Below are 23848 nucleotides of genomic sequence, written 5' to 3' on the forward strand. Positions count from 1 at the left end.
AACATCATAGATATACTCATTTCATCGGGTGAAAAAAAGATAAAACTTTTGATTTTAAGTTATTAAATTAAAACAGATTTATATTTCTTGTATATTTGCAGCTATCATTCAATGGATTAAAGCAAAGCACAAAACGATGAAATATATACTTTGGTTAGCTACACTTTTGGGGACGCTTAATGTGACTGCATTTGCTCAACAAAATGATCCCGTAGCTATAGTTGTAAATGGCCGGCCGATACATAAATCAGAATTCGAAATTTCGTATAAAAAGAACAATGATTTAACAGATAACTCGAAAGAAAGTTTCGAGGACTTTCTGAAGTCGTATGTTGATTATCAGTTGGCGGTTGAGGAGGCGTATAGTCAGAAATTGGATACTATGTCTGATTTTCAGTATCAACGATCTACTTTCCGTTCTAGTATTGCTGCACCTTATATGCAAGAAGGTACAGCGCTTATGGATTCGTATATTACAAGGTTGAAAGAGTATTTGGAGCAAGATGTCGAAATCAATCATACATTGATCCCGTTTGAGAAAGAGAATGTATTACCTACAGATACATTAGCGGCATATAAAAAGGCAATGGCGGTGTATTCTAAGCTGAAGAAAACAGGATTTGTTGGTGATGAGTATAAGAATAACACGCTTAACCCCTCAGCCGTTTATGATCATAGTTTGTTGAATGGATATATTGGGTGGGTCACTCCTTCTATGTTTCCGTCAAAGGTGGTGGATGCGATGTATACATTGCCTACGGGAGAGGTGAGTAGGCCTATTCGAACGATTAAAGGTTATCATATTATTCAGATTTTAGGTCGCCGACCGGCTGTGGGGAAATTGCAGGTTGATCATATTTATTTTGCTTTTCCTCAGATTCCGGCAACACAGAAGCAGGTGGATAGTGTGATGTTGGCGACTAAGGAGCTAATGGCAACTCCTGGTGTTACTTTCGATGCATTGTGTGTAGCTTATGCCGATGCTTATGGTTTGAAGAATGGATGTGCTTTTGATCCTTTTGGTCTTGATGGGCAATTGCCGGCAAGTTTGATGTCAGAAGCATATAAGATAAAGAAGCCTGGAGATTTGAGTAGTCTGGTAGTGACGGATTTAGGAGTTCATTTGATGCGTTTGGTTGGTGAAGTGCCGCCTATGACCGATGATCAGCAGTTGGCTGAGATTAAGAAAATGATAGGATCGAAAGATTGGTGGTATCGTTTGGCTTTGGAAAATCAGAAAGCGTTGTTTGAGAAATATAATTTACGTATAAATGCAGATGTCTATGGTTGGATAAAGACTATTGCCGAGAAGGTATTTCCTAATGATTCTACGTTTATTCCGTTGGTGAAAAATCAGGATGATATATTGTTAGCGATAGATGATACTGTGAAAATTTCTGTCGGTCGATTCGTGGCACATCTGAAAGGGCAAGTGAAAAACGAAGAGAAAAAAGAGTATGAGGAGGCAATGTCTAAATTCTTTGGTGCAAAAACAGAGGAATCGTTCAATTTATCAGTAGAGCAGTTGGATTGGGAGTTGGGCCAGTTTGCGGCTAGAATCTTGCAAGCTTATGTATTCGAAACCTTAGAAAAACGTCATCCAGAGATGGTGAGTCGAATTAATGAATTTGCCGGAGGCTTGTTGGCTTATGAAGCGAAGGATAGGAATGTTTATCGTAAGGCAAGTTTAGATGTTGAAGGATTGGAGCGCTTTTTTGAAGCCAACAAAAATAAATATCAGTGGGATCAACCTCGTTTTGTGGGTTATGTTATACGATGCTCGGACGAAAAAAGTTATAATTTGGTAAAAAAAACAATAGATTCAGCTAAAGCAGATGTAAATCTGATAACTTTGATTAATCAAATATTTGAAAAGTCTTCATTGTCAAAGCCTGATGTGGAAAAAGGTTTCTGGCTTGAAGGCGAGAATTCGACAGTAGATCGTACTTTCTTCAAGAAAAAGAATGCTGTGAAAGATCAGTTTGTTGTGCTGAAAGGTAGAGTGATGACTCAGCCAGAAAAAGTTGCAGAAGTTGGCGGTAGCCTGATCGCGGATTATCAGGATTTTCTTGAAAAAGAGTGGATTGAAGGGCTGAGGGCTAAATATGAAGTGGTTGTTAATAAAGAAGTTTTAGAGGATATCAAATGATTCGATCAATAAAAGTATTGTTTTGGGGTATATTGCCACTAGTTTTTTTGTTTTCTTGTAATGAGAAGATGGCAAATGTTGATGTCGAACGAATACCTATCGTTTCAGTTGGGGAGAATGTGCTTTATCAAGCGCAGTTGGATAGTATGATGCCTTTGAATTATTTGAAGGCAGATAGTACAAAGTTAGCTGATACATATGTTCAGAACTGGATTAAAGATGTTTTGATGTACGAGCAAGCTAAGAAGAATATCTCGAATCAGGAGTTGATTGATGAAATGGTTGAGAGTTATAGGCGTACGCTAACTATTCATTCTTATCAGGAAGATATGATTGCTGCAAAAGCTGTAGATCAGGTGACAGAGTCGAAGATGACCGAGTTTTATGAGAAAAATAAAGAGCAATTCCGCTTAGAATCTCCTATAATTAAAGGGTTGTATTTGAAAGTTCCGAAAGAATCGCCTGAAGTAAATAACTTCAGAAAGTGGTATTCGACAGGAAAAGATAAGGAAATCGAAAATATCGAAAAATATGCACTTCAGCATACTGTGGGATACGAATTGTTCTACAATAAATGGGTCGATTTTGGAAATATTGCGGCTATGATGCCATTGAATGTCTCGGATAAAGAGCAATTTTTGCGACAAAATTCGAAGATAGAAGTGAGTGATTCTTCTTTTGTGTATCTGCTGCATATCAAAGAATATAAGCTGATTGGCGATGTTGCTCCATATGATTATATTGTGGAAGATATAAAGAAAGCTATCATAGGTCGTGAACGAAACCTCTTTTTGAAGCAGATAGAGCAAGACTTGTATGAAAGGGCTGAAGCTAATAAAACAATAAAATTCTATAATAAATAGGATATTTAAGCGATCTTTACATTCTATAGAAATGTGAAATTGTAATAAATAACTATCTTTACGGCGGCTTTTTAAGGAAATGAAAATTGAACGTAAAAGCAACCTTGTTAATCATAAAAAATTAAGCAACGATCATATTAAAAATAAAATGATAAGAAAAATAACTTTTTTAGCGATCTCGTTACTACTATTGAGTACAACAAAGACTTATGCACAAGACGATAAAGTAATCGATCAGATTATTTGGGTAGTAGGTGATGAAGCTATTCTGAAATCTGATGTTGAAAAGGAACGTATAGGCTTGCAAGCGAGAGGCGAACGTATGAAAGGAGATCCTTATTGCTTTATACCAGAGCAATTGGCTGTACAGAAACTGTATTTAGATCAGGCTAAGATAGATAGTATAGAAGTTGCTGGTTCAAGTATTTCGAGAGAGGTTGCTCATTACGAGAAAATGATAATTATGGAGATCGGCTCGAAAGAGAGAGTTGAAGAGTTTTATGGAGCTCCAATATCTAAACTTCGCCAGGAATGGCAGGATATGCTACAAAATCAATATTTGGTAGGAGAGGTAAAAAAGAAAATTGTATCTAATAAAGTAAAACTTACACCTTCAGAGGTGCGTAAATTTTACAGCCAATTACCTAAAGATAGTTTGCCATATATCCCAACATCGGTTGAGGTTCAGATTATTACTACAGAACCAACGATTCCGTTAGAGGTTATTGATAAGGTGAAAGACCGCTTGAGAGATTTTACGAATCAGATACAAAGCGGACAATCAGATTTTGCAACTCTGGCAATTATGTATTCGGAAGATGGTTCGGCTAGTAATGGTGGAGAGCTAGGCTTTACAGGTCGTGCACAGTGGGTTCCCGAGTTTGCCAACGTAGCATTCTCTTTGAATGATCCTAAGAAAGTATCGAATATTGTTGAAACTGAATATGGTTATCACATTATCCAGATGATTGAACGCCGTGGAGATTTGATGAATGCACGCCATATATTGTTGAAGCCAAAGGTTCCGGTAGAAGAAATCAATAAAGCAATTTCCCGTATGGATACATTAGTGAACAGTATATGGGCTAATAAGTTGACTCCTGAATTGCAGAAATTTATTGAAAGACAGGAGAATGCAGGAAAGCTGAAGGATGGATTTAGCTTCGAGGATGCTGTAACATTCTACTCATCGGATAAAGATACAAGAAACAATGAAGGTTTGATGGTAAACCGCAGAGAAAGTCCGTATTACGGAACAGCGCGTTTCCGTCTTGAAGACCTACCTGCCGAAATCTCTACAGTTGTAGATACTATGAAAGTAGGACAAGTGTCAGCCCCTTTTTATATGAAAACAGATGGTGGAAAAGAAGTTGTGGCAACAGTTAAATTAAGATCGAAAACAGAAGGACATATTGCGAATATATCTGATGACTATCAATCGTTGAAGGAAATTGTAGAAGGACGTAAACGCGAAGAGATTTTGAAAAAATGGGTTCAGGATAAAATCCGTAAAACCTATGTATATATTGAGGATGACTGGAAAAATTGTGACTTCCAATACGAAGGTTGGGTAAAGAAAGACTAGGAAGTGACTTTGCGACCAGATAAAATAGTCAATTGAAATTGTGATAATAAATTCAAAAAGATTGAAAAAATATAGGCACAAAATACCTGCTATTGGTATTTTGTGCTTGATTGTACTGTATGCTTCTACTCAGAGTTATTTGTCTTCGAGTAATAGGCATGCAGCTTTAGGTTTGAATTATGTCGATTCGCTTGTTGTTCCTCAATCGAAAACGAGTGATTCGTCTAATAAGAAAAGCGTATCAGATACGATAAAACCGAAGAAAGCACCATTAATAATAGATCTTCGAAGAGCAAATAAGGTGAGCAAAGCTCGTTATACAGATGCTCAGATCTTGACAGATAGTGTCGTATTCTATCATAACGGAGCATTGTTGTACTGCGATAGTGCTTATTGGTATGATACCGAAAATAGATTCGACGCTTATGGTAATGTAGTAATGAATCAAGGCGATACACTTTTTGTATACGGAGATGCAATGTATTACGAAGGTAATATCAATCTAGTCAAAGTACGCGAGAATGTTCGTCTCGAGAATATCCCATCTCAAGCGGTATTGTATACCGACAGCTTAGATTATGACCGTGCGAATAATATAGGTTATTACTTCAATGGAGGTCGTTTGGAGGATCAAGAAAATGACTTGCAATCGGAATGGGGTGAATATCAGCCAAATAATCATCTTGCTATTTTCCGTAACGAAGTGATTCTTGTGAATCAAAAATTTGAACTTTATACAAGCGAACTGCATTACGATACTGATTCGAAGATTGCTAGTTTAGTTGCGCCAACTACGATTGTATCTGATAGCGGAACTATCGAGTCTTCGAAAGGATGGTATAATACGGTTACAGAGCAAGCTGTATTACTGAATCAATCGGAAGTTGTTAGCAAAAATGGCAGCCGTATCCTTAGAGGAGATTCAATAGTATATAGTAAGACATTTGGCGAAGTTTTTGGAAATATGTTCCTACAAGATACTGCACGAAAAGTTATCTTAGAAGGACATTATGGTTACTATAATGATTCGACTCAGTACGCTATGGCGACAGATTCGGCTTTTGCAACCGAGTATTCTCAGAAAGACAGCCTTTATTTGCATGGCGATACATTGGAATTGATACCGGATTCTACTTTCCGTTTGCTGAAAGCTTATCATGGAGTACGTTTCTATAGAACCGATGCTCAGGGCGTGTGTGACTCGATGCAATTCCATTCGCGAGATTCAATATTGCATATGTATGGCAATCCGATCCTTTGGAATGAGGGTTATCAGATAACCGGAGATACGGTGAACGTATTCTTTAATGATAGTACGGTTGACAGAATGTATGTTCTGGGCTATAGCTTTTCTATCGAGCAGCTAGACTCTGTTAATTTTAATCAGGTAAAAGGACGTCGTATGGAGGTTTATATGCAAGACGGAAAGATGCGCCGAATACTGGTTGAAGGAAATGTCGAAACAATCTTCTATCCGATTGAAAAAGATGGAGGTCATGTCGGACTGTTTTGGGTTGAGGGTAGCCGGCTGGAAACCGAATTTGATAAAGGAGTATTTAAACGGGCTAAGTATTCGAAAGAGCCTGTCGGTAAGATTACTCCAATGGATATGATTAAACCTAATCAGCGACGACTATCAGAATTCTTCTGGTTCGACTATATGCGTCCTCTGAATAAAAAAGATATCTTACGAAAAGTATCGAAGCGAGCAGAAGATATGAAAGCTCCGCGAAATCCGATATTTGACTCGAAAGATTTTGATGAATGGTAGACGAATTTTTCTCGTGAAAAGAAAGGAATTCCAATGAATGATATAATACATCTTTTACCCGATTCGATTGCTAATCAGATAGCAGCCGGAGAGGTTGTTCAGCGGCCAGCTTCTGTAATAAAGGAGTTGGTGGAGAACGCCATTGATGCGGGTGCTGATAGTATACAAGTCATTATAAAAGATGCAGGGCGAACGCTAATTCAGGTGATAGACAACGGCAAAGGAATGTCGATGACTGATGCCCGTCTGGCTTTCGAACGGCATGCTACATCTAAAATAAAAACAGCAGACGATCTGTTTGCTTTACGTACGATGGGGTTCCGAGGCGAAGCTTTGGCTTCTATTGCGGCTGTTTCGCAGATAGAATTGCGTACACGTCGCGAAGAAGACGAGCTAGGAACACTATTAAAAATATCGGGCTCGCAAGTGGAGTCGCAGGAATGCACATCGTGTGCTAAAGGAAGTAACTTTTCGGTCCGAAATATATTTTTCAACATTCCGGCACGTCGTAAATTCTTAAAAGCCAACGATACAGAACGACGTCATATCCTGACTGAGTTTGAACGTATTGTACTGGTAAATCCTGATGTGGAGTTCTCGTTTATCGATAATGATGTTGAAGTTTTGAAGTATCCCGCAACAAACTTGCGTCAGCGCATTGTAAATGTAATAGGGAAGAACTTTAACCAGCAATTGATAGCTATTGATGTAGATACGACGATGGTCAAGATACACGGCTTTATAAGTAAGCCTGAGGCTGCCCGTAAAGCTCGTGCTGTTCAATATTTCTTTGTTAATGGGCGTTATATGCGTCATCCATACTTCAATAAAGCTGTATCGATGGCTTATGATCATTTGTTGGCAGAAGGTGCAAATCCAAACTATTTTATATACTTCGAAGTTGATCCCAGTTCGATAGATGTAAATATACATCCTACAAAGACAGAAATTAAGTTTGAGAACGAACAGCCAATTTGGCAAATCCTATCGGCAGCGATAAAAGAGTCATTAGGGAAATTTAATGCTGTACCGTCTATCGATTTTGATACGGAAGATGCTATTGAAATTCCAATTCACGATCCTTCGCGCGAGAATATTGCTCCTCAAATAAATTTGAATCCGGATTACAATCCGTTCAAATCAACAGCTCCTACTTCTTATAAGAGTAGCGGTGGAGGCTCTGGCTCGTATACGCGTCCCAAAATGGATTGGGAGCAGTTTTATGAAGGTTTCGAAAAAGAGAAGGCCGATGTTGAGGCTCCTTCGGTATATGAGGAAATAATTCCTTCGATGCCAAACATTTTCGGCGGTGAAGTGTTCAATGAAGAGGGTGCGCAAGTAGCAGGTCAGGATGTAAATGTTCATTATCAGTATAAAAATAAGTATATTCTAACTTCGGTTAAATCGGGCTTGATGCTTATCGATCAACATCGGGCACATATTCGTATCTTGTTCGACCAGTTTATAAAAGAAATACAAAGCAAGAAGGGTGTATCTCAACGTACACTTTTTCCTGAAATAATAGAACTATCGCCATCCGAATCGGCTATGATTCCTTATTTGATGGATGATTTGGAAGCAGTAGGCTTTGATCTTAGTTTCTTGGGGAATAATACTTATGCAGTAAATGGTATACCGTCCGAGATTACGAATGTGGATGCTGTGCAGTTGATACATAATATTATCAACCGAAGCATAGAAACCGGTAGTGATGTGAAAGATGAGATTCAAGAATCCTTAGCATTGTCTATGGCTCATGCTGCAGCCATTACTTATGGTCAGAAGCTGACCGAGGAGGAAATGACAAAGATTGTGAATCAGCTTTTTGCTTCTACTATGCATAAGCATACTCCTGAAGGCAAAATTATCATTTCGTTGCTAGAAGATGATAGCATCGAACGGATGTTCAAGTAAAACCAAAATGACAAATAAATACTACAAAGAATTAGGTGGGTTGTTCAATGAGCGATTCTCCTTTAAGGTGCAAAAAATATCTATCAATGCCGGATTCACATGTCCTAATCGAGACGGATCGAAAGGGCTAGGAGGTTGTACGTATTGTAACAATCAGAGTTTCAGTCCTGGATACGGAGGGAAGCAACGAACAGTGAGCGATCAGTTGGAGGATGGAATTAAGTTCTTCTCGCGCAAGTATCCTTCGATGAAATATCTGGCATATTTCCAATCATATACCAATACTTACGAAGCACCGGAGGTGCTGATTGCCAAATACGAGGAAGCTTTGGCTTATCCTGATGTTGTTGGGCTTATAATCGGTACTCGTCCCGATTGTATGCCAGATGTATTACTCGATTATTTCACAGAGCTGAATAAGCGTACTTTTTTGATGATTGAATATGGCTTAGAGTCTACCTTGGATCGCACCCTCGAATTTATTAATCGAGGACATACGCACGCCGAGAGTGAAGAGGCAATACGAAAGACTGCTGGACGTGGAATTATGACCGGAGCGCACCTGATTCTTGGTTTGCCACACGAAAACCGTGAAGAAATTCTGAATCATGCGCGAGTGATAAGCAAACTCCCGCTGACAACCGTAAAACTTCATCAGTTGCAGCTGATCAAAGGAACAGTTATGGCTCGTCAACATCGCGAGCATCCTGAATGGTTCGACTTATTCGAAGTAGATGACTACATTGATCTGTGTATCGATTTTGCCGAGTTACTTAATCCTGACTTTATAATAGAACGTTTCGTTTCGCAGTCGCCTAAAGAACTGCTGATAGCTCCGGATTGGGGATTGAAAAACTTCGAATTTACGGCAAAAGTTATGAAACGTTTTGAAGAACGAGAAGCAGTTCAGGGGCGTCTATTTAAGTAGAATAAGTTTATCTATAAACAAAGTTATAGGAAGATAGAGAGTGTAAAAGTATATCAAATGTGCCTGTAAATAAACCTATAAAAACTGTACACAAGTGTTACTTTTTAACATTCTGTAGAATGATGATAAGTTTTGTAAGCAGCAGTGAAAATCAAGTGAAAAATCTTATCTTTGTTGCAAATTATGAATAACAATATCTATATATGAAAATATCAACTTTTAGCCGATTTTGTGTATTAGCTCTTCTGTTGTTGGGAGCCGTATCTTGTTCTGATAAGAATAAAGGGCCTCACTTTACACTTGAGGGTGTTGTGTCTGATGCAGATTCTACAACACTTTATCTCGAAATGAGATCGATTGATGCCGTGAGTGTCATTGATTCAGTGAAGCTTGATAAGGAGGGTGAATTCGAGTTCAAACAAACTGCTCCTCAATATGGCGAGTTTTATTTGTTGCGTCTCGGTAATCAGGCAATCAATATTGCGGTTGATTCGACAGAGACGATCAAGATCAATGCATCGAAGGCTAAATTTGCTACAGATTATACAGTAGAGGGATCGTTAAATAGCTCGAAGATTAAAGATATTACATTAGCTCAAAATAAATTGATGGCTAAGCTGCGTGATTTGAACTATAAGTTTGCTATAAAAGATATTTCGCAAATCGAATATGCTTCTCAGGTTCAATCGGCGATAGCTGACTATAAAACATTGGCTGAGGCACAAATCCGTAATGATTATGCAAGTCTATCTTCTTATTTTGCATTGTTCCAGAAAGTAGGAGATCTGTTGATATTTGACCTTTATGATAAAAAAGACCGTAGCTTGTTTCAGGCGGCTGCAACGGGTTGGAAATTCTATCGTCCCGAGTCTCCAAGAACGGAACAAATGGAAAGACTTGTTCTTAGTGTCTTGAAAGACATTCGTGATAAAGAAGATTCGGCAAAACAAATAGAAGAAAAGGCTGTTGTAATAGATAATCAGACAACTGAAAATTATTACAATATGACTTTAACTGATAAAAAAGGTCAAAAAGTTGAATTGGCATCATTAATCGGAAAGCCGGTTGTCCTTGATTTTACTTCGTATAGTACCGAGTATTCGCCAGTTCATAATATCAAATTGAATAATTTATACTTGAAATACAAATCTCAATTCGAAATATACCAAGTGTCATTCGATGTTGATAATCACACTTGGCTGAATTCGGCATCTAATTTGCCTTGGATTACAGTTCGAGAATCATCTGTAAATTCGAATTTAGTGACTCGTTTCAATATTCAAGGCTTTCCTACAACCTATCTGATAAGTAGTAAAGGTGAGATAGTTAAGCGTTTGTTGCCGAATGATGATTTCGAGGCAGAGTTGAAGAAAGTATTATAAATTTTCGATTTTTCTTTGGAAAGTAGGAAAAATATTCCTTTCTTTGCTTAGATACGTATAAAAAAGAGGAGGAGTTCTGGCCGTATATGGCAAGGATTCTTTTTCTTTTTGGTGCTTTCCCAAAAGAATTTATTAACAAATATCTAAAAGTGAAAATATCATGGCAGTTAGTTACATGACCGAAGACGGTTATAGAAAACTCAAAGAAGAAATTAATACGCTGGAGACTGTAGATCGTCCGGCTATCTCGCGTCAGATTGCTGAAGCTCGCGATAAGGGCGACTTATCTGAAAATGCAGAATACGATGCAGCGAAAGAAGCTCAAGGTTTGCTTGAGGCTAAAATTTCGCAGCTTAAAGAATTATTGGCAAATGCCCGTCTGATAAATGCAGATGCAATAGGTACCGATAAAGTTCAGATTCTGAACAAGGTAACAATCCGTAACACGAAAAATAATCAGACAATGACATATACATTGGTTGCAGAAAGTGAAGCCAATCTGAAAGAACAAAAAATAGCAATCAGTACTCCGATTGCTCAAGGTCTACTAGGTAAAAAGGTAGGAGATATTGCAGAGATCAAAGTCCCTTCAGGGGTTATGACATTCGAAATTGTAGATATATCAATTTAAAATATATTGCGCTATGGCTACTATATTCAGTAAGATAGCAGCAGGGGAGATCCCGTCATACAAAATAGCTGAAGATGACAGCTATTTTGCTTTTTTGGATATTAACCCGATGGCAAAAGGACATGTTCTGGTTATTCCGAAACAAGAGATAGATTACATATTTGATCTGGAAGATGATACGCTTGCAGGAATGATGGTGTTTGCTAAAAAAGTAGCAAAGGCTATAGCTCAGGCAGTACCTTGTCTTCGTGTAGGAGTTATGGTGGTAGGACTAGAGGTGCCGCACGCTCATATACATCTTATTCCGATCCAGAAAGAATCGGATATGATATTGTCTAATCCTAAGCTTAAATTTTCTCCGGATGAATTTGAGGAGATAGCAGCAAGTATAAGATCATACGTAGAGTAATTCTATGAAACAAGCTATTCTGCTTACAGCGTATAAAGACATAAGTTTTATCCAAGATATAATAAGCGTCTTTAATGATGATTATTCTTTCTATATTCATTTGGATAGCAAGCAGAGTTACAACGAGGCAGATGTTAAAGCCTTGGAAGGAAATCGACGAGTAAAATATATCTCGCAAAAACACAAGATTCACTGGGCGAGCGTCAAGCATTTAGAGGCTATTTTAGACCTTGCCCGCGAAGCTTGTAAAGACGAATCAATAGAATATATTCATTCTATTACAGGACAGGATTTCCCTGTTAAATCACCTGAGCAAATATCAGAGTATCTTACACAAAACAAAGGAATTGAATTTATTGGTGCGGCAAAACTTCCATGTTCGCATTGGGTAGGCGGTGGTATCAACCGCATCGAATATTATGCACCTTATGAGTATTTGAACGCAAAGGGTAAAGGTAGTTATCTGATCCAAGCAATGAGAACTTTGCAGAAAATGATTGGTTTCAGGCGCAGGTTACCTGCTGAATTTCCGGAGCTTTACGGAGGATTGATTTATTTTACATTGACGCGTGAAGCTGTAAAATATTGTTTGGATTATTTAGATACTAAGCCACATCTTTTCAATCGTTTTAAATATACTTTCAGCCCAGAAGAGATTCTTATGCAATCGATACTGTTTAACTCGCCATTTAAAGATCGTATCTGTAACGATAATTTACGTTTTATGATATGGTCGATGCGCGATGGGCAATCGCCAGCAATATTGGACGAAAGGGATTATGAAAAAATCAAACTTTCGAATGCAATATTTGCTCGAAAGTTTGATTCTAAAATATCTTCAGGGCTTATTGAAAAGCTTCAGAGAAGTTGGTCAATTTAGAAGAAGATTGTATTCAATAGCCAAAAGCAAGTCATTGCTAAAACTGCACTAACAGGAATTGTTAATATCCAAGCAACAAGCAAGTCTTTAGTTACTCCCCATCTTACAGCAGATAAACGTTTAACTGATCCTACTCCGATGATGCTACCTGTAATTACGTGAGTTGTACTTACTGGTACGTGAAGTATCTCAGATATGAATAAAGTAATTGCGCCTGCAGTTTGTGCGCAAAAACCTTCGATTGGAGTGATTTTGGTGATGCGGTTACCCATTGTTTTCATAATTTTCCAACCTCCACACATAGTACCCAATGCAATTGCAGTGAAACAAGCTAGCGGTACCCAGTCGTGCATGTCATCCATCGATTTCATATATAGCCATTCATGTACATCTGGTGTGGTGTGAGAATAAGCAATCAATGCAGCAGCAATGATACCCATTACTTTTTGCGAGTCGTTCAATCCGTGAGCAATACTAAGTAGAGCAGATGATACAAGCTGTAGATTTTTGAACCAGAAGTCAGCTTTGGATGGTTTCAGCCCTTTTGCGTAGTGCATTGTCAGCAGGGTAATGATATTACCACCAATCATACCTAGTAATGGTGCTACTACGATAAATAAAACGATGATTCCCACAACTCCGGCATGTACGGCGCTGAAGCCTGCAGCAGCAATAGCTGCTCCGGCAAACCCTCCGATAAGCGTATGTGATGAAGAAGATGGGATTCCAAGTTTCCAGGTTAGAAGATTCCATGTGATGGCAGCGACCAGTCCAGCTATAATTACCAGTGATGGATTTGAGATGATCGACATATCGGCGACTTTAGATACGGTATCGGCGATACCAAATCCGCCAATGATAAACTTAGCTATAAAGTAGGCTACGAAGTTAAAGAAAGCAGCCCATATTACAGCTTGTGTAGGCGTTAGTACTTTAGTCGAAACGACTGTAGCTATCGAGTTAGCGGCATCGTGGAATCCATTGATGAAGTCGAAGATTATCGCTAAGACGATGATTATTATTAACAGTGTCATCTCTTAAATTATGTATACTTAATTAAGATAATTCGAATAATTTTTCCTACTCTGTCGGCAGCGTCTGTAGCACGTTCAAGTTCGTGAAGGATGTCTTTTAGTTTGATTACCTCGAATGGATCGTTTTCGTTTTCGAACAAATCTATAAGGAAGTGTTCATAAACGTCGTCGGCTTTTCCTTCAACTTCATTTAGTTTGTCACAAAGTCCTTTTAGTTTCTCTGTGTTGTTTTTAAGATCTGCTAAAGCAACAACAGCTTCTTCGATATAACTTCCGGATTCGCGTACAAATGTAGCAAGCGTATTAGCACTTTCTGGTATTGCTTTCGGATTGTAAAGCATCATGCGTTTAGCGCATTTGTTAACTAAATCCGCTACATCATCCATCGTACTAGATAAAGAATCGATGTCCTCACGGTCAAATGGAGCGATGAAAGTGTTGTTTAATTCTGTGAAGATTTTGTTTTGAATGGCATCTCCTCTGTGCTCCTCGTCCTTGATCTTTTTGTATATTGTTACAACTTGATCGTGGCTGGTTGCTTGCATACATTCAATAATCAGATCTCCCACGCTTGTTATGACGTTTGCCATTTCGCGCAACAAAGGAAAGAATTTACTTTCTTTTGGTTTGAATTTGTCAAAAAGGTTATTCTTCATTATATAATATTAAATATTTTCCGATATTTAATTGGCAAATAGTCAGGATGATACAATCGTTTTATGCCTGTCTAATTTCGAATGCAAAGATATGTAAAAATCAGATTGATACGGGATTAATTAACATAAAAGTAACATTTTGGTAACAACCTTTTCTTATCTTGCTGGTTATCAGTGTTGATGTTGCTATTTCTTAACAAAATCTTAATAATCTACGCGATCTTCTTTATCGTTCCACATTCTGAATGCATTGAGAGCTTCTGTGTGTAGAATTTGCTTGGCTGATATGGCTCTTTCGGTTGGATTTAATGCTATTTGCTGATATATGAATGAGTCATCAAAGCCAATATCTTTTGCGTCATCTTTAGTACATCCGTAATATATAGCTTCAATTCGAGCCCAGTAGATTGCCGAAAGGCACATTGGGCAAGGCTCGCAAGATGTATAAATGATGCACCCCGAAAGGTCGAAAGTTCCTAGTTTCTTACAAGCTTTACGTATTGCTGTGACTTCACCATGGGCCGTTGGATCATTGTTGAGAGTAACAAGATTATTCCCTTTAGCAATTACAACCCCATCGCGTACAATAACTGCTCCAAAAGGGCCTCCTCCTTTTTCGACACTTTTTTCGGCTAGTTTAATAGCCATTTTCATAAATTGTTTGTGATCACTCTCTTTAGTTTTCATAGTTATAAGGTTTTGTTTATCTCGTCGATATAATCAAGAATCTCATCTCTACCTAAACGATGTTCGGATGAAGTTAAGAATATAGGGGGAAGCTCTTCCCAAGATTCTAGTAGCTTGGATTTGTATTTGTCTATGTTTTCTTGGAGACGTTGTTTCCCTTGTTTATCAATCTTTGTGAAGATAATTGAAAAGGGTATGCCATTTTCTCCGAGCCATTCCATAAATTCGAGATCTATTTTTTGTGGTTCGTGACGGGAATCAAGAAGGAGAAAAAGTGAAGTTAATTCTTTGCGTTCAAGAATATAATCTTCTATAATAACACGTATGGATTCACGTCCTTCTTTTCCTCGTTGAGCATATCCGTATCCCGGTAAATCGACTAGATACCATTCGTCGTTGATGATGAAATGGTTAATCAATTGGGTTTTTCCTGGCTTTGATGATGTCATGGCTAGACCTTTACGGTTGGTCAGCATATTGATCAAAGATGATTTCCCAACATTAGATCGTCCGATGAAAGCATATTCAGGCTTTCCATCAGCTGGTCCTTTTCTATAATCGGTGTTACTTATTACGAATTTTGCGTCTTTTATTATCATTATGTAATTGATTTTAAAACAATATTTGAGCTCATTACAAAATTAGTTCAAAATAATGAATATATTTGTATCGTTCACCTATTTATTAATCATACTAAAAATGAGATTGAACCATGGCTATGACTAAAATAAAAAAAGCGTTTATCATTATCTCGTTGATATTGATTGTCGGATTAGGCTTGTTCGGATACGTGTACTACTATGTTCCGTTCAGTGATTCGGGAGTGAAAGCCGGGGTCCTGAATAATGTCAAGCATAAAGGGTATGTATTTAAGACATATGAGGGTGAACTGATTCAGATCGGTTTTAGTCATGGAAAAAAAGGACTTCAGTCCAATGAATTCTTATTCTCGGTAGAAGATGAGGATGTAGCAAAGCGTTTGATGAATCTGGCTGGGCAAGAGGTGAAATTGCATTATAAAGAATACTTTGGGGCTTTGCCTTGGCGTGGACATTCGAAGTTTGTCGTAGATAGTATTGTAGAAGTTATCCCTTACGATCCTGAATCAGCGCCAAATATTAATGATGAGCCTCCGGTTGATGAACTGATAGGAATTTAAGAATTGGATTTATGCTAAATATGAACGCTTCTACATTGTAGGGGCGTTTTTTTTGTTGATTTAAAAAAAGGGAAATAAAAAAGACTGATCCTTTATAGAATCAGTCTTTTCTGTTTTTCTCGTAACCTGAAAATTATCTTCTCAAGCCAAGCTCTTTAACGATAGCACGATATCTTTCGATATCTTTTGCTGCTAGGTAGTCAAGTAAGCTGCGACGTTTACCTACAAGGCGTTTTAGAGATCTTTCAGTGTTATAATCTTTCTTATTTGACTTCAAGTGCTCAGTCAAATGCGAAATACGGTATGAAAATAATGCTATCTGCGCTTCTGGTGAGCCAGTATCAGTATTCGACTTTCCGTATTTTGCGAAGATTTCTTCTTTCTTAGCTGAATCTAAATACATAAATTATTTGTTTTGAATATTTATAAATCGGCGCAAAGATAAAGTTTATTTTCGGAGCTGACAAGGAATTTGTTTAAAAACTGTTCATTTTTAGAAAGGTAGGTCGTCTCCCGAGTCTCCGCTAAAGTTTACCGGAGTCGTTGGTGCCGGATTATTTGCAGGCATTGGCCCCGCACTTCCTGCTGCTCCAGCTACTTCTACTTTCCAAGCACGTACATCAGTGTACCAGCGTCCGTTAAATTCACGGCTTTCAAGATCGAAAGAGATATCAAGCATATTACCTTCTTGTAATAGATTTGTGTCGCCAACTTTATCTCCCCAAAGTGTAACGCACACCTTTTTCGGATACATTCCATCAGTTTCGACAATAATACTTTGTCTTTTCCACTCTCCGTTTTTACCCATTCCAGATTGAATAGGTAGTACTTGTACTAATTTAGCTATAAATTGCATGTTGTAAATTTATTATTTTCTATTTTTCTGATACAAAGATAATGTTTGCTTTGGCTAAAAGCCAATCTTTTTATCAATTTGTCTACTCAGTTTGATTATTCTTTAATGGATTTATATGTTCGGGAGCTTCTTCGTATGAAGCTATCATTTCCTTGTAATATGCTAGTAATAATGTTGTTAATGGAATGGCTATAATCATTCCAACTATGCCGAGAAGTGATCCCCAGACAGAGAGCGAAAGCAGTATTATTGCAGGATTAAGCCCCATTGCTTTACCCATAATACGAGGTATTAAGAATAAATCCATGATGATTTGCACAATGATATATATAAGGATGGTCAACCCGACTATACCCCAAAAAGACACATTGTCTTGTGATGCTCCTAACCAGCAGAGTAGGGCAGCTATAGGGAAAGAGACTACTTGTAGATATGGAATCATATGCATCATTCCGACAATGATCCCAAAGATGATGGCCATAGGTAAACCTATTAGTTGAAATCCTGTAGCATAAAGTACCGACAAGATTAAGCATATAAATGCCTGATTGCGGAAATATTTATTCATGTTGTGCTCTACGTCTTCAACCACTCGAATTACGGTAGCTCTGTATTTAGGAGGGATCAGGTAACGCCAAAGTGCATTAATCTTGTCATAATCCAAAAGAATGAATATAATGTACAGCATTATAAGGAATATGACGGTCATACCTACTATAACAGAGACTGTACTCGAGTATAGACCTTCTAAAGCAGGACTTACGTATTTTATAGTTTCTACTATAGTTTCTTTCGATAATGAGTTGTTTATAAGACCAAAATCAATATTTTCACTTACGAATTTGGAGATAATCATCGTAACATTATCTTCGCCAGGATGAGCTAGATTATAAGTTGTAAGTATATTCTTTACCTGATCTATTTCGCTTGATATAAGAGGACTTAATGCAAAGCCAACTCCGACAATAGCCGCAGCACTTAGAAAGAGAGTTATAATAACAGAAAAGGTGTGAGGGAGCTTCAGCTTGCGCTTGAAGATACGTACTATTGGATTGAGCATGTATGCTACAAGCCATGCAATGAAGAATGGCAATAAAACGCCTCTTAGGACATACAGCAAATATAGTCCGAAAGTAAATAAAAGTACACTTATGACTAAACGTACTGTGCGGTCGAATGTATATGGTTTGCTGTTGTGGCGATCCATTGTGTTTTGTATTAAATATTTATCTTTACAAAGATATTGAATTTTAGCAATTCTGATAATTTAAGAAAATAAAATGATTTCAACTAAGATAAATACTGTTATTATTGCTGTTTTACTATCAGTTTGTGCGCTTTCGGCACAGACTAAGCAGAAAGCTGTCGATAATTTTCTGTCAAATCCCAATCTGCAGCAGGCATTAGTGGGGATTAGTGTAAAAGATTTCTCGGGAAAAGAAATTGTTTCTTATAATTCGCAGAAGTCGTTGACTCCGGCTTCTACCCTCAAATTAGTGACTACTGCGACAGCATTAGAGCTGCTGGGGAAAGATTTCAGATACGAAACCTCGTTGTATCGCAATGGAGATAAATTATATGTCGTTGGTTCGGGCGATCCTACGCTTGGAACGAAACATTTCGATCGGGATCAATACATGTTTTTGGATCAATGGGCTGATGTGATATCGAAGTTTTTCGAAGGAGAAGAGATCAAGGAAATAGTAGTAATTGATGATGTCTTTGGCTATGAAGGTGTGTCGTGGCGTTGGATTCGCCAGGATATGGGGAATTATTATGCTGCAGGAGCCTATGGCATAAGTGTTTTTGATAATACATACGAGTTATATTTCGATACGACAGATAAAAGTACTGCTCCTAAAATAGTTAAAACAGTGCCTGAAATGCCATTTTTAGATTTTACGAATACCCTTACTTTGAATACAACGGGAAGAGATAATGGTTATATAATGGGCGAACCATTTTCGAATAAGCGTTTACTTAGTGGAAATATTCCTGCTGGTAGGGCTTCATTCTCGATTAAAGGAGATATTCCCGATCCGGGAATGTGCTTGGCGGAAAAACTAAAGGCTACGCTTGAAAGTAAAAATGTTAAGGTGCCGAAAATATCGACTGCCCGAAACGACTATGAATTAAATCGATATGAATCGCTTCGTAAACGCCAATGGGGAGATGTGATTTATCGATATCGTTCATTTCCTTTGAGCGAAGTAGTGCAAAATATCAATTTCAAAAGTAATAATCATTTTTCAGAGCATTTGATACGTACTTTAGGGCGGTTGAAGAACGGAGATATTTACTCGTCGGCTTTAGATGAAGGTATTGAGCAAATAAATGATTTCTGGAAAGAAAAAGGTGTAAAAACTGATGCTTTGTTTATGTATGATGGATGTGGTTTAGCTCCGTCTAATGCAGTTAGCCCATCGTTGCTTTGCGACATATTGGTATATATGCAAACAAAGAGTAAAAATGCTGATGTCTTTCTCAAGTCCTTACCTCAGGGAGGAAAGGAGGGGACTGTACGCAATCTAGCAAAGGGAACTCGTTTGGTAGGTAAACTATATGCCAAGAGTGGAAGTATTGTTAACGTTCGGTGCTATGCAGGTTACTATATCAGTGGAGATACAAAGTATGCTTTTTCGATTATAGTAAACAATTATCGTGGAAGCAATGCCGAATTGACTAAGGCTATAGAGCGATTGATGTTAGGCTTATTTTAATTCTAGCTATTATTTCCTTTCTCAATTAGTTCATAAAAACTATCTTTGTTCGCATTATAAAGGATAGTAGATGAAAAAAACAGATAAAATTATTTCGATACAGAGCCGATTGGTGTATGGCTACGTGGGTAGCAATGTAGCCGAATTGGCAATACAGATGCAAGGACTTGACACAATCGTATTTCCTACAGTATTGTTATCGGCACATTCGGGCCATCAGCCTATGCATGGTACGGCAATATCGAAAGATCTGTTTGATGATTTAGTGCAAGGGATTAAAGAGATCGATGTTTTAGATTCTACCGCTTGTGTTACTAGCGGTTATATCCGTACCGAGGAATTGGTTGATTCGATTGCCGATTTTGTGAAGCAAATCAAATCCAGCTATCCCAATAAAACTTATGTCTGTGATCCAGTTATGGGTGATATTGATACAGGTCTTTATATTCCTGAGAATGTAGCTGCTAAAATGATCTCATCATTATTGCCGCTATGTAGTTATATGACTCCGAACTTTTTTGAGCTTCAATATATTACTGGTCGTGAGATAGCAACGCTCGAAGATTTGATTGCTGCAGTGAAAAATACTCCGTTATTGAAAGGAAAAACTGTTGTTGCAACTAGTTGTCATCTGGTTGATACGGAGGATGCGACTATTGAAACAATCTTGATTGATGATAATAGGGTAGAACGTATCAAGACTTCGAAAGCAAGTATCGATACCGTGGGAACGGGTGATCTGTTTACGGCTTTGTTCAGTACTCAATTAGCCAAGGGAACTGATGCCGTAGATGCAGTGAGAGTGGCTTCGGCAAAAATTAGTGATATCCTTCACTATATGGAAGATAAGGGCTTGGAGGAAATGAATGCTTCTTGCTTGCTAGCAGCTAAACTGTACGAGTTGTAATAGAATTACGGCATGAGTGTTCGAGTTTAAGCCCAGTCATCTCTTCTCAAGTGAATAAGCTTACTTAGTTTTCAAAATATATTTATTCTCATGCTTGTCAATAAATTCGCGGGCTTGCATTTTTATTAAGCTATTAATTGTATCGTGCCGAAGTAAATCGTATGCGTATTTTATTGCTGTTTTTATATCTTCCTGTATTAGAGAATCGCTAAACTCTGTATATTTAATATATAAATATTTATAATTTTCTTTTTTAGGGCTTGGGGGGATTGCTTTTCTACCATTATATAAGCAAAATATCTCATTTGGTCGTCAGAGATATTATAACCCTTATATCCTTCTTTGCGAAGTGTCTTATTGTACGTATTACAAAGGATAAGCTTATCGAAATATTCACTGTTGCCTTCTTCATATACCTTTCTTTTCCATTCTTCTAATTCGTCTTCATTTTTTGGAAAGATAGAGTTAAGGTCAGGTGATACTATAAGCGAGTTATTTGGGTTTTCATTGTTGTGGTATTTGGGGTTTTCCTTGAGGTGAGGTTGGGTAGTTGGTGTTATAGTTTCTACCTTATTTTCATCATTGGCTTTGTCAGTCTTCCGCTTTTCACTGCAAGCAAAAGATATACTGCATAAAAATATGAGTAGGAATGTTTTCTTCATAACTGAGAGCCTGTTTAAATTTTGTTGAGTAATAATTTTATTGCCGATATTTTGACCATTTGTTTGGCAGGATCAAGATACTTCATAGTTTCTACATAGCCTTCTGTCATTGTCAAACCAAGCAAAGGTCCTCTCTAAATGTTTCAGATATAGTAATAATAGCTAAGAAATTAAAGAACCTTATTCGGTACTTATTCTAAGTTAATGGAAGTCACGGCATGATTTGTTATTATTAGGATTGGTTTTGTCATAAACAATACAGATAGAGTCCCCAACGGATACTTTGTCAATATTTTTATAATGATATCCACTACCTTTATATAGTTTACTATCAATAACAAATTCATACCTAAAATAATCTGTATATCTAATTGATATGAATTCATAAATCACAGCGATGGTTTCCTTTTTGTGCATTTTTAAAGATCTCTGCTTCAAGGAGCCCCCGATAAGTAAATAGGCTATAAAAAACCATAATATAATAATTATCGTCCAAGAAATAGTTTTTTTAAAATTTATTTTAGAGAACATCATTGTTGTAAGAAATTATAATAAATAAAAATATGAATGGCTCTATATAGAGTTTCTTATTTATTTCTTGGATCAATTGGATAAGGAGTATTATCTTGAGTTTTATCTTTCATTATTTCTTCATTTGCCTGCCCAGCAACAACACCACTAAAAAAATCAAAAATAGTAGCGGTACCAGTCTTAAATATTTCACCATTAACAATCTTTGATGCTTCTTTGTATTCTGCTTTAGCTTCTTTTATCAATGTTGAAAATGCCATTAAATATCTCTTTTAAATCATGTTTTGCTTGCGCTTTTCGAATAATAAAGTTTTTTCTATATATCGCCACTAGTTATCGGTTAGGCCGGTTGGATAAATTTGACAGGTGGTGAATCTAAGTTCTTATATCCATAAATTTACGAATGGAGTACAACTTGAGTAACTGATAGCCAATCTATTTTAAAACAATTTAATGAAGATTAAACGGGCTCTTAGCCTTTAAGTGGATAAACCCCTTTAAGATAGGAAGATTATTCCGAATAGGCTGTGTTGAATATCCAGTTCCGAACCATTTCGGGCTCAAATATTTTTCCTATTACCTTTATGATAGATCGGTTGAGTGGGTTGTTGCTGTCAATATCTTCCGACATTACTCCTATTTTGGGCAGATAATAATTGCTATGAACAAAGCGCATCCATCCCCGATGATAGAATATGTAGCCTACATGGCTGTCTAATCCCACAATATATAATCCTTCACCTTTGTTTTCGATATAGTCTTCGATATCTTCTATCGGCACATTCTTGAATCGTTTGATGTCATTCGTAAGCTTGTAGATTACATAATCGGCATGTTGTTGTGCCCATCTGATGCGTGGAATACGAAAACCCATGTCGCGCAGAGTAGTTGTAACGAAAAATCCGCAGGCTATCTGTCCTGATCTGGGTACTTCGGTATGTCCGTTAAAATCCCAAGGTGTACCATGCCACGAAATAAAATAACTGGCTGCCTGATCAAGTAAATACTTTTCAGCGTCAGCCAGTATGCTGTCTTGTTTTGCCTTGTTGTTCGAAAAGCTTTTGTATGCCTTCAGATATTCTTCGCGGCGCGATAGTGTTTCTTCTTTCAGTTCGTCATAAGTTTTTTCTTCAGCTACTTCGAGTATTCTTGTGGCTGATTCTTCTTCTTTGTTCTCTTCTTTTTCTTTAGCTGCAGAGAAACATGAGGTAAGAAGAATGGAGAATAATATAACGAACCATTGTTTCATTAATCGATAAAGCGTTTTGTCAAATCGCTGAATGCATCAATCCGTCTGTCGCGGAAGAATGGCCACCAACGGCGAACTTGCTCTGAACGTTTCATGTCAAGTTCTACGATTTTTATTTCTTCTTTATCGTTTGATGCTTCGTATAGGAGTTCTCCTTGAGGTCCGGCTACAAAACTGTTTCCCCAGAACGTAATGCCATTAGTTTGTCTCGATGGATCAGGTTCATAGCCTGTTCTATTTACCGAGACTACATGAAGACCGTTTGCTACGGCATGTCCACGTTGAGAAATTACCCATGCTCCTAGTTGACGAGCTTTTTCTGCATCTGTATCTGTAGATTCCCAGCCGATAGCAGTAGGATAAATCAGTAAATCTGCACCTGCCATTGCCATCAGACGTGCAGCCTCGGGATACCATTGATCCCAACATACTAGTACGCCTAATTTACCAAGTGATGTTTCGATTGGCTTGAATCCAAGATCACCAGGAGTGAAGTAGAATTTCTCATAGTAAGCCGGATCATCAGGAATATGCATCTTGCGATACTTACCTGCAATTGTTCCGTCTTTTTCCAATACAACAGCCGTGTTGTGATACAATCCCGGAGCGCGACGCTCGAACAGTGAAAGAACAATAACTACACCTAACTCTTTAGCTAGAGCTCCGAATTCGTCTGTCGAAGGACCTGGTATTGTTTCTGCCAAGTCGAAAGTATCGGTACTTTCAATCTGACAGAAGTAAAGCGAGTTGTGTAGTTCCTGCAAAACAACAAGTTGAGCACCTTGTGATGCAGCCTCGCGTATTTTGTCTTTTAGTCTTTCTATATTGTCTTTTATGTCAGGAGTATTGGCCTGTTGGATTAATGCTACTTTCAT

Annotated in this window: 24 protein-coding genes; 13 read left to right on the plus strand and 11 right to left on the minus strand. The window is 37.7% G+C overall.

All coding sequences use genetic code 11. The features are described 5' to 3' along the window. The first annotated feature begins 136 nt into the window (after positions 1–136). From C1A06_RS10700 to C1A06_RS10745, 10 genes are all read left to right on the plus strand, one after another. On the plus strand, positions 137–2149 hold the full coding sequence (locus C1A06_RS10700) for a peptidylprolyl isomerase (RefSeq protein ID WP_101690254.1): 2013 nt from the start codon (positions 137–139) through the stop codon (positions 2147–2149). Further along, positions 2146–3012 carry a peptidyl-prolyl cis-trans isomerase gene (locus C1A06_RS10705; protein WP_145996385.1) on the plus strand — a complete coding sequence of 289 codons (867 nt, stop codon included), beginning with the start codon at positions 2146–2148 and terminating at the stop codon, positions 3010–3012. The genes C1A06_RS10700 and C1A06_RS10705 overlap by 4 nt, the downstream gene beginning before the upstream one ends. Before the next feature lie 148 nt (positions 3013–3160). Further along, positions 3161–4597 (plus strand): peptidylprolyl isomerase, encoded by a 1437-nt coding sequence (locus tag C1A06_RS10710; RefSeq protein ID WP_101690317.1) that lies wholly within the window; start codon positions 3161–3163, stop codon positions 4595–4597. Positions 4598–4658: 61 nt separating this feature from the next. Next, complete coding sequence (locus tag C1A06_RS10715) at positions 4659–6368, plus strand: OstA-like protein (RefSeq protein ID WP_159461407.1); 1710 nt, start codon at positions 4659–4661, stop codon at positions 6366–6368. A gap of 33 nt (positions 6369–6401) precedes the next feature. Beyond that, entirely contained in the window at positions 6402–8282 is a 1881-nt protein-coding gene (mutL, locus tag C1A06_RS10720) for a DNA mismatch repair endonuclease MutL (protein ID WP_101690257.1), read from the plus strand. 7 nt (positions 8283–8289) lie between these two features. Continuing rightward, complete coding sequence (gene mnmL / locus C1A06_RS10725; RefSeq protein WP_101690318.1) at positions 8290–9210, plus strand: tRNA modification radical SAM protein MnmL/YtqA; 921 nt, start codon at positions 8290–8292, stop codon at positions 9208–9210. A 203-nt stretch (positions 9211–9413) separates the two neighbouring features. Further along, on the plus strand, positions 9414–10592 hold the full coding sequence (locus C1A06_RS10730; RefSeq protein ID WP_101690258.1) for a DUF4369 domain-containing protein: 1179 nt from the start codon (positions 9414–9416) through the stop codon (positions 10590–10592). Positions 10593–10752: 160 nt separating this feature from the next. Beyond that, complete coding sequence (gene greA, locus C1A06_RS10735) at positions 10753–11223, plus strand: transcription elongation factor GreA (RefSeq protein WP_101690259.1); 471 nt, start codon at positions 10753–10755, stop codon at positions 11221–11223. 13 nt (positions 11224–11236) lie between these two features. Continuing rightward, positions 11237–11632 (plus strand): HIT family protein, encoded by a 396-nt coding sequence (locus tag C1A06_RS10740; protein ID WP_101690260.1) that lies wholly within the window; start codon positions 11237–11239, stop codon positions 11630–11632. A 4-nt stretch (positions 11633–11636) separates the two neighbouring features. After that, entirely contained in the window at positions 11637–12512 is an 876-nt protein-coding gene (locus C1A06_RS10745; protein ID WP_101690261.1) for a beta-1,6-N-acetylglucosaminyltransferase, read from the plus strand. Here C1A06_RS10745 and C1A06_RS10750 read toward each other — a convergent pair. The 4 genes from C1A06_RS10750 to yihA form a co-directional block, all read right to left on the minus strand. After that, positions 12509–13546, minus strand: a complete 1038-nt coding sequence (locus C1A06_RS10750; protein WP_101690262.1) for an inorganic phosphate transporter — start codon at positions 13544–13546, stop codon at positions 12509–12511. The genes C1A06_RS10745 and C1A06_RS10750 overlap by 4 nt on opposite strands. Positions 13547–13554: 8 nt before the next feature. Further along, positions 13555–14202 carry a DUF47 domain-containing protein gene (locus C1A06_RS10755; RefSeq protein ID WP_101690263.1) on the minus strand — a complete coding sequence of 216 codons (648 nt, stop codon included), beginning with the start codon at positions 14200–14202 and terminating at the stop codon, positions 13555–13557. 204 nt (positions 14203–14406) lie between these two features. Beyond that, on the minus strand, positions 14407–14889 hold the full coding sequence (locus C1A06_RS10760) for a nucleoside deaminase (RefSeq protein WP_101690264.1): 483 nt from the start codon (positions 14887–14889) through the stop codon (positions 14407–14409). A gap of 2 nt (positions 14890–14891) precedes the next feature. Then, positions 14892–15488 carry a ribosome biogenesis GTP-binding protein YihA/YsxC gene (yihA, locus tag C1A06_RS10765; RefSeq protein WP_101690265.1) on the minus strand — a complete coding sequence of 199 codons (597 nt, stop codon included), beginning with the start codon at positions 15486–15488 and terminating at the stop codon, positions 14892–14894. A 119-nt stretch (positions 15489–15607) separates the two neighbouring features. Here yihA and C1A06_RS10770 point away from each other — a divergent pair, with 119 nt between their 5' ends. Continuing rightward, positions 15608–16048 (plus strand): hypothetical protein, encoded by a 441-nt coding sequence (locus tag C1A06_RS10770; protein WP_245872048.1) that lies wholly within the window; start codon positions 15608–15610, stop codon positions 16046–16048. Between the two features lie 133 nt (positions 16049–16181). Here the strand turns inward: C1A06_RS10770 and rpsO are convergent, their stop codons facing one another. From rpsO to C1A06_RS10785, 3 genes are all read right to left on the minus strand, one after another. Continuing rightward, a complete protein-coding gene (gene rpsO / locus C1A06_RS10775) occupies positions 16182–16451 on the minus strand; it encodes a 30S ribosomal protein S15 (RefSeq protein WP_101690266.1) in 270 nt (89 codons plus the stop codon). 90 nt (positions 16452–16541) lie between these two features. Next, on the minus strand, positions 16542–16904 hold the full coding sequence (locus C1A06_RS10780) for a DUF3127 domain-containing protein (protein WP_101690267.1): 363 nt from the start codon (positions 16902–16904) through the stop codon (positions 16542–16544). Between the two features lie 82 nt (positions 16905–16986). Beyond that, on the minus strand, positions 16987–18111 hold the full coding sequence (locus C1A06_RS10785) for an AI-2E family transporter (RefSeq protein ID WP_101690268.1): 1125 nt from the start codon (positions 18109–18111) through the stop codon (positions 16987–16989). Positions 18112–18184: 73 nt separating this feature from the next. Between C1A06_RS10785 and dacB the strand changes: the two genes are divergently transcribed. Next, positions 18185–19624, plus strand: a complete 1440-nt coding sequence (dacB, locus tag C1A06_RS10790) for a D-alanyl-D-alanine carboxypeptidase/D-alanyl-D-alanine endopeptidase (RefSeq protein WP_101690269.1) — start codon at positions 18185–18187, stop codon at positions 19622–19624. A gap of 70 nt (positions 19625–19694) precedes the next feature. Beyond that, entirely contained in the window at positions 19695–20531 is an 837-nt protein-coding gene (gene pdxY / locus C1A06_RS10795) for a pyridoxal kinase (protein WP_101690270.1), read from the plus strand. 197 nt (positions 20532–20728) lie between these two features. On the opposite strand, the gene C1A06_RS10800 is transcribed toward pdxY, so the two are convergent. The 4 genes from C1A06_RS10800 to C1A06_RS10825 all read right to left on the minus strand — a co-directional run bounded on the left by C1A06_RS10800 (position 20729) and on the right by C1A06_RS10825 (position 23848). Continuing rightward, complete coding sequence (locus C1A06_RS10800; RefSeq protein WP_101690271.1) at positions 20729–21193, minus strand: hypothetical protein; 465 nt, start codon at positions 21191–21193, stop codon at positions 20729–20731. A gap of 587 nt (positions 21194–21780) precedes the next feature. After that, complete coding sequence (locus C1A06_RS10815) at positions 21781–21984, minus strand: hypothetical protein (RefSeq protein ID WP_101690273.1); 204 nt, start codon at positions 21982–21984, stop codon at positions 21781–21783. Between the two features lie 251 nt (positions 21985–22235). Further along, on the minus strand, positions 22236–22973 hold the full coding sequence (locus tag C1A06_RS10820) for a hypothetical protein (RefSeq protein WP_101690274.1): 738 nt from the start codon (positions 22971–22973) through the stop codon (positions 22236–22238). After that, positions 22973–23848, minus strand: a complete 876-nt coding sequence (locus tag C1A06_RS10825; RefSeq protein WP_101690275.1) for a carbon-nitrogen hydrolase — start codon at positions 23846–23848, stop codon at positions 22973–22975. The genes C1A06_RS10820 and C1A06_RS10825 overlap by 1 nt, the downstream gene beginning before the upstream one ends.

The sequence above is a fragment of the Dysgonomonas massiliensis genome (assembly GCF_900240225.1).
Taxonomy (GTDB): Bacteria; Bacteroidota; Bacteroidia; order Bacteroidales; family Dysgonomonadaceae; genus Dysgonomonas; species Dysgonomonas massiliensis.